10 protein-coding genes are annotated in these 14,931 nt (G+C 72.2%); 2 read left to right on the forward strand and 8 right to left on the reverse strand.

The annotated features are described in order from the left end of the window. Positions 1-28 precede the first annotated feature (28 nt). Complete coding sequence (gene purH, locus ACQEU8_RS14130) at positions 29-1,627, reverse strand: bifunctional phosphoribosylaminoimidazolecarboxamide formyltransferase/IMP cyclohydrolase (protein WP_433100466.1); 1,599 nt, start codon at positions 1,625-1,627, stop codon at positions 29-31. Then, positions 1,620-2,282: a phosphoribosylglycinamide formyltransferase gene (gene purN, locus ACQEU8_RS14135; protein WP_433100468.1), complete on the reverse strand. Its 663-nt coding sequence runs from the start codon at positions 2,280-2,282 to the stop codon at positions 1,620-1,622. The genes purH and purN overlap by 8 nt, the downstream gene beginning before the upstream one ends. A 250-nt stretch (positions 2,283-2,532) precedes the next feature. Here purN and ACQEU8_RS14140 point away from each other — a divergent pair, with 250 nt between their 5' ends. After that, a complete protein-coding gene (locus ACQEU8_RS14140) occupies positions 2,533-3,498 on the forward strand; it encodes a hypothetical protein (protein WP_433100470.1) in 966 nt (321 codons plus the stop codon). A gap of 107 nt (positions 3,499-3,605) precedes the next feature. On the opposite strand, the gene ACQEU8_RS14145 is transcribed toward ACQEU8_RS14140, so the two are convergent. Continuing rightward, positions 3,606-5,156, reverse strand: coding sequence for a cell division protein PerM (locus ACQEU8_RS14145; protein WP_433100472.1), 1,551 nt, complete (start codon positions 5,154-5,156; stop codon positions 3,606-3,608). Positions 5,157-6,228: 1,072 nt separating this feature from the next. Between ACQEU8_RS14145 and ACQEU8_RS14150 the strand changes: the two genes are divergently transcribed. Beyond that, positions 6,229-7,227, forward strand: coding sequence for an RNA polymerase sigma factor (locus ACQEU8_RS14150; RefSeq protein WP_433100474.1), 999 nt, complete (start codon positions 6,229-6,231; stop codon positions 7,225-7,227). Between the two features lie 75 nt (positions 7,228-7,302). Here ACQEU8_RS14150 and sucD read toward each other — a convergent pair whose 3' ends face one another. The 5 genes from sucD to ACQEU8_RS14175 all read right to left on the reverse strand — a co-directional run bounded on the left by sucD (position 7,303) and on the right by ACQEU8_RS14175 (position 14,744). Continuing rightward, positions 7,303-8,187 (reverse strand): succinate--CoA ligase subunit alpha, encoded by an 885-nt coding sequence (gene sucD, locus ACQEU8_RS14155; protein ID WP_433100476.1) that lies wholly within the window; start codon positions 8,185-8,187, stop codon positions 7,303-7,305. Positions 8,188-8,222: 35 nt separating this feature from the next. After that, a complete protein-coding gene (gene sucC, locus ACQEU8_RS14160; RefSeq protein WP_433100478.1) occupies positions 8,223-9,395 on the reverse strand; it encodes an ADP-forming succinate--CoA ligase subunit beta in 1,173 nt (390 codons plus the stop codon). Positions 9,396-9,706: 311 nt separating this feature from the next. Beyond that, positions 9,707-10,969 (reverse strand): VWA domain-containing protein, encoded by a 1,263-nt coding sequence (locus ACQEU8_RS14165; RefSeq protein WP_433100480.1) that lies wholly within the window; start codon positions 10,967-10,969, stop codon positions 9,707-9,709. Then, positions 10,966-13,587, reverse strand: coding sequence for a DUF5682 family protein (locus tag ACQEU8_RS14170; RefSeq protein WP_433100482.1), 2,622 nt, complete (start codon positions 13,585-13,587; stop codon positions 10,966-10,968). The genes ACQEU8_RS14165 and ACQEU8_RS14170 overlap by 4 nt, the downstream gene beginning before the upstream one ends. Continuing rightward, entirely contained in the window at positions 13,584-14,744 is a 1,161-nt protein-coding gene (locus tag ACQEU8_RS14175; protein ID WP_433100484.1) for an ATP-binding protein, read from the reverse strand. The genes ACQEU8_RS14170 and ACQEU8_RS14175 overlap by 4 nt, the downstream gene beginning before the upstream one ends. Positions 14,745-14,931: the final 187 nt, after the last annotated feature.

A 14,931-nucleotide genomic window follows, 5' to 3' on the forward strand; every position in this document is an offset into this window, starting at 1 on the left:
CCGACCCGTATCGGTGTGCGGCAGGGGATCAGTGGAAGAAGTGCCGCGTCCCCGTGAGGTACATCGTCACGCCCGCCTTGGTGGCGGCCTCGACGGTCAGTTCGTCGCGGACCGAGCCGCCCGGCTGGACGACAGCGCGCACGCCCGCCTCGGCCAGCACCTCCAGGCCGTCGGGGAAGGGGAAGAACGCGTCGGAGGCCGCGTACGACCCGCGCGCCCGCTCCGCACCGGCCCGCTGGACGGCGAGGCGAGCGGAGTCGACACGGTTGACCTGACCCATGCCGACGCCCACGGTCGCACGGTCCTTGCCGAGCAGGATCGCGTTGGACTTCACCGCGCGGCAGGCCCGCCAGGCGAAGGCCAGTTCGGCCAGCTCGTCGGCGGAGAGCGGCTCACCGGCCGCCAGGGTCCAGTTCGCCGGATCGTCGCCCGCCGCCTGGAAGGCGTCCTTGACCTGGGCGAGACCGCCGCCGTCGATGGGGCGGAACTCGGCCGGCGTGGTCGGCGCCTCGGGGCAGCGCAGCACGCGGATGTTCTTCTTCCGGGAGAGGGCCTCCAGCGCCCCGTCCTCGTAGTCCGGAGCGACGATGACCTCGGTGAAGATGTCCGCGACCTGCTCGGCCATCGCCCGGGACACCGCCCGGTTCACGGCGATCACACCGCCGTACGCGGACAGCGGGTCACAGGCGTGCGCCTTGCGGTGGGCCTCGGCGACGTCGGCGCCCACCGCGATACCGCAGGGGTTGGTGTGCTTGATGACGGCGACACACGGCTCGGTGTGGTCGTAGGCGGCGCGGCGCGCGGCGTCGGTGTCGACGTAGTTGTTGTACGACATCTCCTTGCCGTGCAACTGCTGCGCCTCGGCCAGACCGCCGCAGCCTCCTGTGTAGAGCGCGGCGGGCTGGTGCGGGTTCTCGCCGTACCGCAGCACGCTCTTGCGCTCGTAGGTGACGCCGAGGAAGGCGGGGAACTGCGACGAGGCGGCCTCTTCCCCAGCTTCGGCGTTCTGGGCGTTCTCGGCGTACGTCGCGAACCAGCCCGCCACCGCCACGTCGTAGGCGGCCGTGTGCTGGAACGCCTCGGCGGCCAGCCGCTTGCGCGCCGCCAGGTCGAAGCCGCCCTCCTCGACCGCCCGCAGCACGTCGCCGTAACGGTCCGGGTTCACGACAACCGCCACGGACGGGTGGTTCTTGGCGGCAGCACGCACCATCGAGGGGCCGCCGATGTCGATCTGCTCCACGCATTCGTCGTCGGAGGCACCCGAGGCGACGGTTTCCGCGAACGGGTAGAGGTTGACGACGACCAGCTCGAACGGCTCGACACCGAGCTCGCCCAGCTGTTCGCGGTGCGCCTCAAGCCGCTGGTCGGCGAGGATGCCCGCGTGTACGCGCGGATGCAGTGTCTTGACCCGCCCGTCCAGGCACTCGGGGAAGCCGGTCAGCTCCTCGACAGGGGTGACCGGAACCCCGGCATCCGCGATCCGCTTCGCCGTCGAACCGGTCGAGACGAGCTGCACCCCGGCGGCGTGCAGCCCCCGCGCCAGCTCCTCGAGCCCCGTCTTGTCGAACACACTGACCAGCGCGCGGCGGATCGGCCGCTTGGCGCCCAGTGCAGCACTCTCACTCATGTCCCAGTCGTACCCTTCTCATGTTCGGCCCCTCGAGGGTGTAGCCGTGGCGTGCGATGCGCACCACGACCTCGACGAGCAGCCGTCGCTCGACTTCCTTGATCCGCTCGTGCAGGGCGGCACCCTCGTCGATGTAGTCCTCGTCCAGGACCTCGACGGCGCGCTGCGCGATGACGGGCCCGGTGTCGACGCCGTCGTCGACGAAATGGACGGTGCACCCGGTCACCTTCGCGCCGTACGCGAGCGCGTCGCGTACGCCGTGGGCGCCGGGAAAACTGGGGAGCAGTGCGGGGTGGGTGTTGAGGAACCGCCCGCCGAAACGCGCCAGGAAGCGACTGCCGACCACCTTCATGAAGCCCGCGGATACCACCAGATCCGGTGCCTGCGCCGCGGTGGCCTCGGCGAGCGCGGCATCCCACTCCTCGCGGCTGCCGAAGTCCTTGACCCTGCACACGAACGTGGGGATACCGGCCCGCTCGGCCCGTGCCAGCCCCTCGATCCCGCTCCGGTCGGCCCCGACGGCGACGATCTCGTACGGGGTGTCGACGGCGGGGTCGGCCGCGGCGTCGATCAACGCCTGAAGGTTCGTACCGGAACCGGACACCAGGACGACGAGACGCACGGGGGCGACGGGACGGAAGGACTGCGCGTCCACGACGGGGCTCTCTCTCGCGGGGAGACGGAATTGTGTGGTCGTACAAGTACGTGGACCCGATGATTCCGGGGAACTCTACGAAGCGTCCGACCGTCGGCAACGATACCGGCACTCGGAACGGCCCCCACGGGACGGGGGCGCAAGCGGAAGGTAGCGTCAGGGAGACGGTCTCCTTGGGCTCCCGCGGGGGCTCGGGGGCCCGCAGGGCCGTGGTAACCGACGCGGAAGCGATGAGGAAGACACACACCAGATGACCGACCGACGCCGCCGTGCGGCCGCATCCGACAGCACCTCCCGCGAGGACAACCCCTTCGCGCCACCGCCGGAGGGGCAGCCGGACCAGCCGTGGGAGCCGCGCGTGCCGCGTGCGGCGGACTCCGGGTCTTCCGGTCCCGGGACCGGATCCGGAACCGGGAACGACAGCGGTGACGGGGAGGGGAACGCCGAGGGTGGCGATTCCGGTTCCTCCGGTGAGCAGCAGCCGTCGGCCTGGGGCAGCCAGTGGAGCAGCAAGCAACCCGGGCGGCAGGGCGGCGGATTCGGCGGCGGACCGGGCGCGGGCGGCGGCAACGGTGGTGCGGGCGGCCCGGGCAACGGCGGTCAGGGGCCCGGCGGTCCCGGTGGACCGGGCGGCCCGGCCGGTTCCGGAGGCACCCGCGGTATGCGCTGGGACCCGACCGATCCCCTCCAGCGGCACGCCCGCTACTCACTGCACGCTGGCATCTGGGGGCTTTTCTTCGCCCTGTTGAGCGTGCCGCAGGTCGCCCTGCTGCTGGGGGCGCTCTCGCTGTACTGGGGCATCAGCGCGCTGCGGGGCAAGCTGCCCAAGTCCGCGGCGGAGAAAAGGGACAAGAGCGGCAAGCGCGGACATCGCGGAGTGGCCGCCACCGCGGAGGACGTGGCGGGTACGTCCCGCGGTACGGAGCGGGAGGGTGCCGGGGCCGATACGGGTCTTGGGGGCGGCCGCGGAGGCGGCCGGCCGCCGGTGCCGCTCGCCGTGACTCCGGCACAGGCGGACAAGGCGAAGCGGACAGCGGCCATCAGCGGTCTGGTCACCGCCGGACTGACGCTCGCGATTGTGGCCGCCACGTTCGCGTTCCAGTTTGTGTACAGCGACTTTTTCGCCTGCCAGAACGATGCGTTGACGCAGTCCTCCCGCGATGAGTGCAAGCGGCATCTGCCGGAGGAGTTGCGGCCGTTCCTCGAAGACCGCTGAGAGGGTGCCCCTGTCCGGGGTTTGCGGGGTGCGGGTGTGTTGTGGCTTGTCGCGCAGTTCCCCGCGCCCCTGACGGGGCGCGTCCGCATCCCCCTGCTGCGCTTGCCCTAGGGGACGGGGTCCGGTTCGAGGGCTGAACCCTCTCCTACGGGCGCCGCGTCGCCGGGTTCGAAGTCCGGCATCAGCCCGCCGGAGGCAACTTTCATCGCGGACCAGCGCTCGCGGCGGGCCTCGTCCGTATGCCAGGCGGCGTCCGGGCCGTGCCCTGCGGCAGCCTGGGCCGCGGCTTCCGCCGCCTGTTCCACCGCCCGTTTCGCCGCGGCTGCCACCCTCCGCGCGCTGTACCGCGTCCACCACCGGATCCACAGCGCGGTCGGCAGGCCGACGACGATCATCCAGGCGCATGCCGCGCCACCCGTCTGCCACCAGTAGGGGCCCAGGTGCGCCAGCGCCCTGTTGCCGAGCGGGCCGCTCGCGCAGGCCACCAGCAGTGCCAGAACGGTGCCGCACAGGACTGCGGCAAGGGGGACGGTCACGACAATGGCGCGCCAGCCGGTGGTTCCACGGGAACCCTTCCGCGCCCCGGTGCCGACAGCCACCTCCGAGCGACCGACCCACCAGCCGCACATCAGACCGCCCAGCAGCGGGACGACGCCCGCCACACACCACTCCAGAACACTGCCCGCCCCCTCCTCGGGAACGGCGGACAGCAGCGGGAACGGCGGCAGCTGCGGCGCCGCCGTCGTGGCGAGCGGGCCGACGACGCTGTCGGCGCCCAGCGTAAAGCCGGGCCCCAGCCCGTACGACGTCGCCCACAGCACCCCGTTGGGCAGCAGCACGACAGTGAGCAGCAGCAGTGCGAAATGACCGGAGAGGTTGCTGGTGAGCTGCGGAAAGGCGCCGTACACGGCCTGTACGTTCCAGATGAGGGCGCCCACAAGCAGCGTCGCGCCCCCGGCGCACAGGACCACGGTGGCCGCCCCGCCGGCCTGTACGGCAACGACGGCACGCTCGCGGGTGAGGTGCCGGAGGACTGCCCGGGTCCACGCCCATACCGCGTCCGGCAAGTGTGCGGAGAACGCTGTCCAGGCCGTCACGACGGAGCGGGCCCGCGCGTAGTAGACCGCGCACAGGCCGGTCACCACAACGGCGAACAGGGGCAGGCGCCAGACCGTGCTGACCGGCTCCGCCTCGATCGGGCTGCCGGACGCGTAGGCGACCGCGCCGGCGCTGACGAGGAGGTAGCCGCCCGAGACCCAGCCGGCCACCGCGAGCGTCCCGTACTCCTCGTCAGCCGACTCCACACGAGCGTCCAGCCCCTCACGCGTGGCCCGCCACAGCAGCCACACGGGCACCGCCGTCAGCAGCAACGGCGTCACCCCCACGGGTACGGGCAGGCCGGACAGCGTTTCGTGCCGTAGGAGATGCGCCCCGTGCGCCAGCAACCACAGGTCCGCCGCGATCCGCAGGGCTCCACCGGCCCCGCTGTCGGGGTACGGCGAGACGGTCCACAGCAGCAGGACGACGACGGCGAACGCGCCGAGCCCGAGCCCGGCGGCCACGGCGCCGCTCAGCAGCCAGCCGCTGGTGAGGGGCAGGGGGCGGGGGTGGCCACGGCCCGAGGACAACGAGGGACCGCGGTGCGTCACTTGGCTCACAGCGCCATGCTGCCAAGAACACCCGTTTTGCCCTAGTAGCAGGCATTTTGTCGCTGTGTCGCACAAGCTAAGAGCTATGCATCTTCCTTCCGCCTCTGCCCCCTCTGCGGATGCAGCCGCGGACGCGGCAACGCGCCGTTCCTCCGGAGCATCTGACGCCGCCTCCGCCGATGGCGCATCTGCGGCTTCCGCCGCTTCGGCCGCTCCCATGGCGAAGGCTCCGGCAAGGGGCCGGACTGGGAAGAAGAGGGCGAGGAAGGGAGCGAAAGGAAGGAGGGGGCGGCAGGGAGCGCAGGGGGCTCCCGGTGCGGAGGGATCGCAGGGGAAGCGCTCGGCCGCGAACCGGGCGAAAGACGGCGCCGCCTCACCGCCCCCGGACCCGCCGGAGGAGCCGCATCGCGAGGCTTCGCCGGAGCCGACAGAGCCGGTGGAGCCCACCGAACAGGGCCTCATCGCGGAGCCCGGAACGGAAGGCGGGCCGGAGCGCCCGAAGATGCCGGATGCGCCGGAGTCACCGACGCCGACGGAACCGGTGGACGAGGACGTCGCCGTAGGACCCGGCGCAGAAGAGGCACCGGAGCCGACGGAAGCGGTGGACCGAACGGAACCAATGGGGCCGGACGCCGCCGTCGGGCCCGGCGCAGAAGAGACACCAGAGCCACCGGAAGCAACGGAGCTGCCCGAAGCGCCGACCCCAACGGAATCCACGGAGCCAGACGTCGCCGTAGGACTCGGCATAGAAGCAGGACCAGAGCCGCCGGAGGCGGAAGCGCTGGACCGGACGGAACCAACGGATCCGGACGTCACCGCAGGCCCCGCCACAGAAGCGTCGGCCGAGCCGCCGGAGGCACCGGTGCAGCCGGAGGCCCCGGAGAGCTCGACGGCGGCGCCCGCGGCACGTGCCCCCGCGGTGTCGGAGGCGGCCGGGGACGAGGAGCAGGAGGGGGGCAGTCGGGGGCCGATTACGCCGACGCCGCGGAGTGAGCCGTGGCCGGAAGCGGGGGGTCTGCCGCGGGTGGCGGCGCCGGGGCCGCGGAGTGAGCCGGAACCGCGGGTCGAGGTGGTGACGACGGTGCCCGGTCCGGTTGCGGACTTCGTGCGGTCGGCCAGGCAGACCGGGGCACTGCCGGACGATCCGGTCGCGGCGTTCGACGAGCTGTACCTGTGGCAGGCACGGCCACTGACCCGGCAGGCGTTCCTGCTCTGCGGGCACCGTCGGCTGGCGGAGCGGGCCGTGCGCTGGGCGTTCCATCAGGCGTGGCAGCACTGGCCGAAGGTGCTGTCAGCGGGCGATCCCACCCGAACGGTACGGGCGACGGTGTACGACTACGCGCTCTCTCCCTGGCACCGATTCCACCCTGGGCGCCGCACACCGCGGGCGTATCCGGGGCCACCCGACGACCGCGCGGTCCTGGAGGCGTTCCTCGGACTGCCGCGCAGCTACCGGGCCGCGCTGCTGCTGCACTACGGGCTCGGGCTGACGTTGCCCGAGACGGCCGCCGAGGTCGAGTGCAGTACGGAGGCGGCGGCCGGACGGGTCACGCACGGCCGTGCCGCGCTGGAGGAGTGCTGGCCGCTGCTGGCCCGTACGCCTAGGCCGCAGCGCGGCGCCGTACTGGCGGAGACGCTGCGCGAACTTGTGGCCGCGCAGCCGGTGCACCCCCTGCCGCCCCGGCTGGTACGGCGCGGCAGTCTCCGTACGACTCGGCTGTGGACCCGCGCCTCGATCGGGCTGACCGCGATGGTGACCGCGGCGACGGCCTTCACGCTGTTGACGACGGAGACCGGCGGCGGGCCGCGGGAGCAGCCCGTCGTCCGCACACCGCCACGGACGTTCGCCCCGGTGACGCTCCTGGGCGGACCGGGCACGGCCTGGGGCGGGGAAACGGGCTCCGGCGCCACTCGTACGAGTGATGAGGACACGGCCGGACGCGCTCATCACGGGCCGGCTGGGGGTGCCGGTCAGGCCTACCTCCCCCAGCTCCGCTCCACCAATGAGCGCGTACATCTGGACGATTTCCGGCAGCCCGGGTCCGAGGAAGCGGCCCCCGGTGCGGACCGGAAAAGCTGACGGGCCCGCACGCCGGGAGGGTGCGGGCCCGTCGAGCCATGGGTCGGGCGACCGACCGACCAGTCGGTCGCGCCGTCAGGCGCTGAGCCGCTCCCGCGCGAGCCGCGCGGTCTCGGACGGGGTCTTGCCGACCTTCACGCCCGCGGCCTCGAGGGCCTCCTTCTTGGCCTGTGCCGTACCGGAGGAGCCGGAGACGATGGCGCCGGCGTGGCCCATGGTCTTGCCCTCCGGAGCGGTGAAGCCCGCGACGTAGCCGACGACCGGCTTGGTCACGTTCTCCTTGATGAAGTCGGCCGCGCGCTCCTCCGCGTCACCGCCGATCTCACCGATCATGACGATCAGGTCGGTGTCCGGGTCGGCCTCGAACGCCTTGAGGGCGTCGATGTGCGTGGTGCCGATGACCGGGTCACCGCCGATGCCGACGCAGGTCGAGAAGCCGATGTCACGCAGCTCGTACATCATCTGGTACGTCAGCGTGCCCGACTTGGAGACCAGACCGATGCGGCCCGGCTTGGTGATGTCGGCCGGGATGATGCCGGCGTTCGACTGGCCGGGGGTGATCAGACCCGGGCAGTTCGGGCCGACGATCCGCGTCTTGTTGCCCTTCTGGGTGGCGTAGTCCCAGAAGTAGGCGGTGTCGTGGACGGCGATGCCCTCGGTGATCACGACGGCGAGGCCGATGCCCGCGTCGATCGCCTCGATGACGGCGTCCTTGGTGAACTTCGGCGGGACGAAGATCACGGTGACGTCGGCGCCGGTGGCCTCCATCGCCTCCTTGACGCCGCCGAAGACGGGCACCTCGGTGCCGTCGAAGTCCACGGTGGTGCCCGCCTTACGGGGGTTCACACCGCCGACGATGTTGGTGCCGGAGGCCAGCATCCGCTTGGTGTGCTTCTGGCCCTCCGAGCCGGTCATCCCCTGGACGATGACCTTGCTCTCCTTGGTGAGGAAGATAGCCATGGTGTGTCGATGTCCTCGTTCGGTCTCGTCCGGGCTTACTTGGCGGCCAGCTCGGCGGCCTTGTCGGCCGCGCCGTCCATGGTGTCCACCTGCTGCACGAGCGGGTGCGCTGCGTCGGTCAGGATCTTGCGACCCAGCTCGGCGTTGTTGCCGTCGAGGCGGACGACCAGCGGCTTGTTGACGTCCTCGCCCTTGGACTTGAGCAGCTCCAGCGCCTGCACGATGCCGTTGGCGACCGCGTCGCAGGCGGTGATGCCACCGAAGACGTTCACGAAGACCGACTTGACGTCGGGGTCACCGAGAATGATCTCCAGGCCGTTGGCCATCACCTCGGCGGAGGCGCCGCCGCCGATGTCGAGGAAGTTGGCGGGCTTGACGTTGTTGTGCGCCTCACCCGCGTACGCGACGACGTCGAGGGTGGACATGACCAGACCCGCGCCGTTGCCGATGATGCCGACCTGGCCGTCGAGCTTGACGTAGTTGAGGTTCTTGGCCTTGGCCGCGGCCTCCAGCGGGTTGGCCGCCGCCTTGTCCTCGAGGGCCTCGTGGTCGGGCTGCCGGAAGTCGGCGTTGGCGTCCAGCGACACCTTGCCGTCCAGCGCGATGATCTTGCCGTCGGCGGTCTTGACCAGCGGGTTCACCTCGACCAGGAGGGCGTCCTCCTTGATGAAGACATCCCACAGCTTGACCAGCACATTGCTGATCTGGTCGACCAGCTCGGCCGGGAACTTCGCCGCCTCGGCGATCTCGCGGGCCTTCGCCTCGGTCACACCCTCGATGGCGTCCACCGGGATCTTGGCCAGCGCCTCGGGCTTGGTGGCCGCGACTTCCTCGATCTCCATGCCGCCCTCGACGGAGGCCATGGCGAGGAAGGTGCGGTTGGTGCGGTCGAGGAGGAAGGAGACGTAGTACTCCTCCTGGATGTCCGCGGTCTGGGCCAGCATCACCTTGTGGACCGTGTGGCCCTTGATGTCCATGCCCAGGATCTGGCCGGCCTTCTCGACCGCGTCCGCCGGGTCGGAGGCCAGCTTGACGCCACCGGCCTTGCCGCGGCCGCCGGTCTTGACCTGCGCCTTGACGACCGCCCGGCCGCCGAGCCGCTCGGTCACCTCGCGCGCCGCCTCGGGCGTCTCGATGACTTCACCGGCCAGCACCGGTACGTCATGCTTGGCGAAGATGTCCCTCGCCTGGTACTCGAACAGGTCCACGCGCGTCCGTCCCCTTAATCAGTGGTCTCGCGGTCGTTGTCAGCGTGGGCGTGCCGCAGGGCCGCGGCGTCCACGGGTCGCGCGGCATGTCCGCCTTGCAGGTTAGCCCTGCGTGCGTGCGCTGCCTAAATCGCACCTCACACATACGCGGTGACAACGGTCACAGCGCGGACAGGTCCCGCCGGCTTATGCGGCTTGCCCCCTCTCCCTGTGCTGGGGGAGGGGGTGCCCCTGTTCGCCGTTCGCAGGCTGCGGGTGCGTTGTGGTCGCTCGCGCAGTTCCCCGCGCCCCTTCGGGGCGCGGGGCACCAACTAGTCCGGGACCGGCAGGGGGCGCTTTTCGATCGCGGCCGCCATCACCTCCGGGAAGTGGTCGGGGGTGCAGGCGAACGCGGGGGCGCCCAGCGCCCCGAGCGCGGCTGCGTGGTCGCGGTCGTAGGAGGGCGCGCCCTCGTCGGAGAGGGCGAGGAGGGTGACGAACTGAACACCCGCGGCCTTCATTGCGGCGACCCGCTTCAGCATCTCCTGCCGTATCCCACCCTCGTACAGATCGCTGATCAGTACGACGACCGTCTCGGCCGGGCGGCTGATTCTGGACTGGCAGTAGGCGAGCGCCCGGTTGATGTCGGTGCCCCCGCCCAGCTGGGTGCCGAAGAGCACATCGACGGGGTCGTCCAGGTCGTCCGTCAGATCCACCACGCTGGTGTCGAAGACGACGAGCCGGGTGTTCAGCGTCCGCATCGACGCCAGCACCGCGCCGAAGACGGAGGCGTAGACGACGGAGGACGCCATCGAGCCGGACTGGTCGATGCAGAGGATGACGTCCTTCTTGACGGCCTGCGCCGCCCGCCCGTATCCGATCAGCCGCTCCGGAACGATCGTGCCGTGCTCGGGCAGATAGTTCTTGAGGTTGGCGCGGATGGTGCGGTCCCAGTCGATGTCCCGGTGCCGGGGCCGGTTGACCTTCGCCGAGCGGTCGAGCGCGCCAGTGAGGGTCGAGCGGGTCCTGGAGGCGAGCCGCTTCTCCAGCTCCGCGACGACTTTGCGCACCACAGCCCGTGCGGTCTCCCTGCTGGTCTCCGGCATCGCCTTGTTGAGCGACAGCAGGGTGCCGACCAGATGCACGTCCGGCTCCACGGCCTCCAGCATCTCCGGCTCCAGCAGCAGCGCGGAGAGCCCGAGCCGGTCGATCGCGTCGCGCTGCATGACCTGTACCACGGAGCTGGGGAAGTACGTACGGATGTCCCCCAGCCAGCGCGACACGTGCGGGGCCGAGGCACCGAGCCCGCCCGAAGTGCCGCCGCCGCTGCCGCCGCCGGTCCCGCTGCCGCCCGAGCCACTGCCGCCGGGCCCTCCGCCCCCGCCGTAGACGGCCTCCAGGGTGCGGTCCATGCCGCTGTCGGTGGCGCCCAGCACACAGCCGGTGCCGTCCGCCGCACCGCCACCCAGCACCAGCCGCCAGCGCCGCAGCCGTTCGGCCTCCGCCACTCCGTCGGCCTCCGCCGCTTCTTCGGTCTCCGCCGCCCCGTCGGCCTCCGTCCCGATCGCCTCGGCGTGCTCCTCCCGGACCGTCATACGCCTGCCCCCTCGCTCTCGTGCCTCCGGTCGCCCCGGCCTCTGCTGCCCCTCTCGTAACTCGGGTCGCCCCGTCCGCCGTCCCTCTCGTGCGCCTCGCCGAGCAGCAGCCGTACCGTCTCCAGCACGGCGTCGGCCCGCGCCACATCCAGCCCGGCCCCGAACCCGGGCAGCCCCTCCGCCGCGTCGGCCGCCCGCCGGTCGCCGTCGCCCGCCGGGCCGCGCCGCACCAGCTCCCCGAGGGTGCGCCGCACTCCCGCCTCGTACTCCGCGAACGTCCGCCGCAGCAGCGGCAGTACGTCCGTGAACGCGTCCCCGGGAACGCCCGTCAGCCAGCGGTCGACCAGCGTGAGCAGCCGCTCGTCGTGGACCAGCAGCATCCCGCCACCCGAGAGGAAGCCCTCGATCCACGCCGCGGCCTCCGCGGGCGGAGTACCCGGGGACAGCGCGAGGCTCATCAGCCGCTCCGCCTCCTCGTCCGCCAACTGACCGTCGTCCAGCAGCAGTCGGGCACAGCGGCCACGCAGCAGACCGGGTATCCGCTCCCGCCCGGCGAGCGTGCGCAACATCCCCCGCCACCTGGCCAGCAGTCCCCCGGCGACCTGGCCCTCCTGGTCGGGCGCCGACGCGGCGCCGGAGGTGTCCGGCTCGTCGCGGGCGAGCAGATTCACCGACTGGTGCGCCGCGTCCAGGTGGCCCCGCATATCGCGGGCACCCTCGTCGTCCAGCCCCACGCAGGCAGGCGGGAGGCCGACGCAGACCCGCTCGGCCATGCCCCCGGCGACCTGTGCCAGCGCGCCCGCGTCGGTGCCGCGTACATCGCCGTAGCGCAGCGTGCGCACCAGCGCGGGGAGCGCCTGCGCCAGATGCCCGACGTCCGACTCCAGTGCCGCCCGGTCGGCCAGCACCCGCATCACGACGGGCAGCGCCTCCGGCAGGTGGGCCAGCAGACACAGTTCGGCCAGCGCCGTGACGTCGGCGAGCGTGCTGCCGCCCTCGTCCGTCGCCTGCGAGCGTGCCTTTGCGGTGGCCGCCTCGTACACGGTCGTGCCCCAGATACCGGCCTCGGCCACCCGTACGGACAGCTCCGGCTCCCAGCGCAGTCGCCAGCTCTCGCGGAAGGTGCCGGTGCTGCCGCTCCGGGAGCGGACGGGCTCGCCCCAGCCGATGCCGAGCAGCCGCAGCCGGTGCAGCAGCCGGCTGCGCTCCGCGTCGGTCTCCTTGCGCAGGTCCAGGTCCAGTTCGCGTTCGGCAGCGGCCGGCTTCAGCCGCACGGCACGCTGCTGACGCGCCAGGTCGCGTTGGAGGGGGACGGCCGGAGCCCCCTCGGGCACCTCGCCCAGCACATCACCGACCACGAGTTGGTCCCGGATCAGCTCCAGCGGCACGTCCGAACCCTCACACAGAACAGCCCGCACCGCGTCGGTCGTCTCGGTCAGCCCGGCCAGGGGGCGGCCGCGCATCACGGCAAGCGTCTCGGCCAGCCGTACGGCCTCGATGAGGTGCGCGGAGGAGACCGAGTGGTCCTGGTCGCGCAGCAGGCCGGCCACCTTCGTCATCCACCGCTCCACGGGCCGGTCCGGGGCGGCGAACAGATGGCCGTACCACCCGGGGGAGGCGATACCGGCCCCGTATCCGGACTGGCGCGCCAGGCGTCGGTGCGTCCAGGGCACCCAGGTGATCTCGGCCTTCACCTTGGGCAGCCCCTTGAGGGCCTGCCGGTCGGCGGTGACGGTGGTGGCCTCGGTGAGCGCGGGCACATGCCAGGCGCCGCAGACCACGGCCGTCGCCGCGTCCCCGAACTCCTTGCGGGCCTCGCGCAGCCGCAGCCGCATATGGGCCTCCCGGACGAGGTCCCGTGCGTGGCCGCCCTCCCCGTGCACAGCGCGCAGTTCGGCCATGGCCTCGCCGAGCGCCGCGAACGGCTCGTAGGGGTCGGCGGCTTGGGTGCCGCGCAGGCCGCCCCGGTGTTCGACGGCGTCCTCCCACCAGCGCTCCGGATCGTCGTATCCGGCGGCCTCCGCGAGCGCCGCCAGCGGGTCCAGCCGTACGCCGTCCGCGCGCTCCGGCGCGAGCGCGGTGTCGGCGTCCCCGGCAGCACCACCCCCGTCGGTGCCGCCGGGGACCGTCTCTTCCCCCTCTCCCGGTGGCTTCTCCTCCCCGTCGCCCATCGCGAGCGTGTGGGCCGCGGGCAGGTCGATGAAGCGGACCGGGACGTTACGCCGCACCGCCCAGCGGATCGCCACCCACTCCGGGGAGAACTCCGCCAGCGGCCAGAACGCGGCCTTGCCCGGTTCGTTGACGGCGTGCGCCAGCAGCGCCACCGGCGGGACCATGGCCTCGTCCCCGGCCAGCTCGGCCACCGCGTCGCCCTCGGGCGGGCCCTCGATCAGCACGACGCGCGGCTCGTACGCATCCAGCACGGCACCGACCGCACGCGCCGAACCAGGACCGTGATGCCGCACCCCCAGCAGCAGCGGACCCGCAGCGCTCCCCCGAACCGGCGCTCCCCCGGCACCCTCTGGAACCGGCGCGCCCGCTGCGCTCCCCCGAACGGTCGCACGTGCCACGCCCTCTCCGCCCGGCGGATCCGCCGACCCCGCTCGTACGGCCGTCATGCGGACACCTCTCGGCAGGCGCGGTAGAAGTCCTTCCAGCCCTCGCGCTCGCGCACGACGGCCTCGAGGTACTCCTGCCACACCACCTGGTCCGAGGACGGGTCGCGGACGACAGCGCCGAGGATGCCGGCGGCCACATCTCCCGCCCGCAGCACCCCGTCCCCGAAGTGCGCCGCCAGTGCGAGACCTCCGGTGACGACCGAGATGGCCTCGGCCGTCGAGAGCGTGCCGGAAGGGGACTTGAGCTTGGTGCGGCCGTCGTCGGTGACGCCCTCGCGCAGCTCGCGGAAAACGGTGACCACCCGGCGGATCTCGTCGAACCCCTCGGGCGCGGGCGGCAGATCGAGGGAGCGGCCGAGCTGGCCGACCCGGCGTGCCACGATCTCCACCTCCGCCTCCGCCGTCTCGGGCAGCGGCAGCACGACGGTGTTGAAGCGGCGACGCAGCGCGCTGGACAGCTCGTTGACGCCCCGGTCCCGGTCGTTGGCCGTCGCGATCAGGTTGAATCCGCTGACCGCCTGCACTTCCTGGCCAAGCTCGGGAATCGGCAGGGTCTTCTCCGACAGCACGGTGATCAGCGTGTCCTGCACATCGGCGGGGATACGGGTCAGCTCCTCGACCCGCGCCGTCATCCCCTCGGCCATCGCGCGCATCACCGGGCTCGGCACCAGGGCCTCGCGGCTCGGGCCCTGGGCGAGCAGCTGCGCGTAGTTCCACCCGTAGCGGATCGCCTCCTCCGCGGTGCCGGCCGTGCCCTGGACCAGCAGTGTCGAGTCCCCGCTGACGGCCGCGGCCAGGTGCTCCGACACCCAGGTCTTGGCGGTGCCGGGCACGCCGAGCAGCAGCAGTGCCCGGTCCGTGGCCAGCGTGCTGATCGCGACCTCGATGATCCGGCGCGGGCCCACGTACTTGGGCGTGATGACCGTTCCTCCGGGCAGCTCGCCGCCGAGCAGATACGTCGCCACGGCCCACGGGGACAGCCGCCAGCGCGCGGGCCGCGGCCGGTCGTCGGCCTCGGCGAGGGCCGCCAGCTCGTCGGCGAAGGCGTCCTCGGCGTGCGGCCGCAGCGCGGTCGCGGGAGTGGCCGCGGCGGCCGGGCCTGACGCCGGCTCCACTGCGGACTCGACGGCCGGGTCTGCGACATGGCTCTCGGTCACAACTCCCCCTCAACGCAGGGCTCTCGTACGGAAAAAGACAAGGGGATGGCCAAGGAAGGAACCCCCGCGCCGCAGCGCCTCGGCCGATCCGTGAATCACTCTGCACCCTGCCACTGACAATCGCCCTGACCTGCGGCGATGGGCAGTTGAGGGGGCGATGTCAGTGGCGCCACCTAACGTTTTCGGC

This window comes from Streptomyces sp. CA-250714 (genome assembly GCF_050936705.1).
Taxonomy (GTDB): Bacteria; Actinomycetota; Actinomycetes; order Streptomycetales; family Streptomycetaceae; genus Streptomyces.

What these genes read in the sequence shown, in the direction of transcription:
- purH (WP_433100466.1), bottom strand. Translation starts at nt 1,627, where the DNA reads ATGAGTGAGAGTGCTGCACTGGGCGCCAAGCGGCCGATCCGCCGCGCG.
- ACQEU8_RS14140 (WP_433100470.1), top strand. Translation starts at nt 2,533, where the DNA reads ATGACCGACCGACGCCGCCGTGCGGCCGCATCCGACAGCACCTCCCGC.
- ACQEU8_RS14165 (WP_433100480.1), bottom strand. Translation starts at nt 10,969, where the DNA reads ATGACGGTCCGGGAGGAGCACGCCGAGGCGATCGGGACGGAGGCCGAC.
- sucD (WP_433100476.1), bottom strand. Translation starts at nt 8,187, where the DNA reads ATGGCTATCTTCCTCACCAAGGAGAGCAAGGTCATCGTCCAGGGGATG.
- ACQEU8_RS14170 (WP_433100482.1), bottom strand. Translation starts at nt 13,587, where the DNA reads ATGACGGCCGTACGAGCGGGGTCGGCGGATCCGCCGGGCGGAGAGGGC.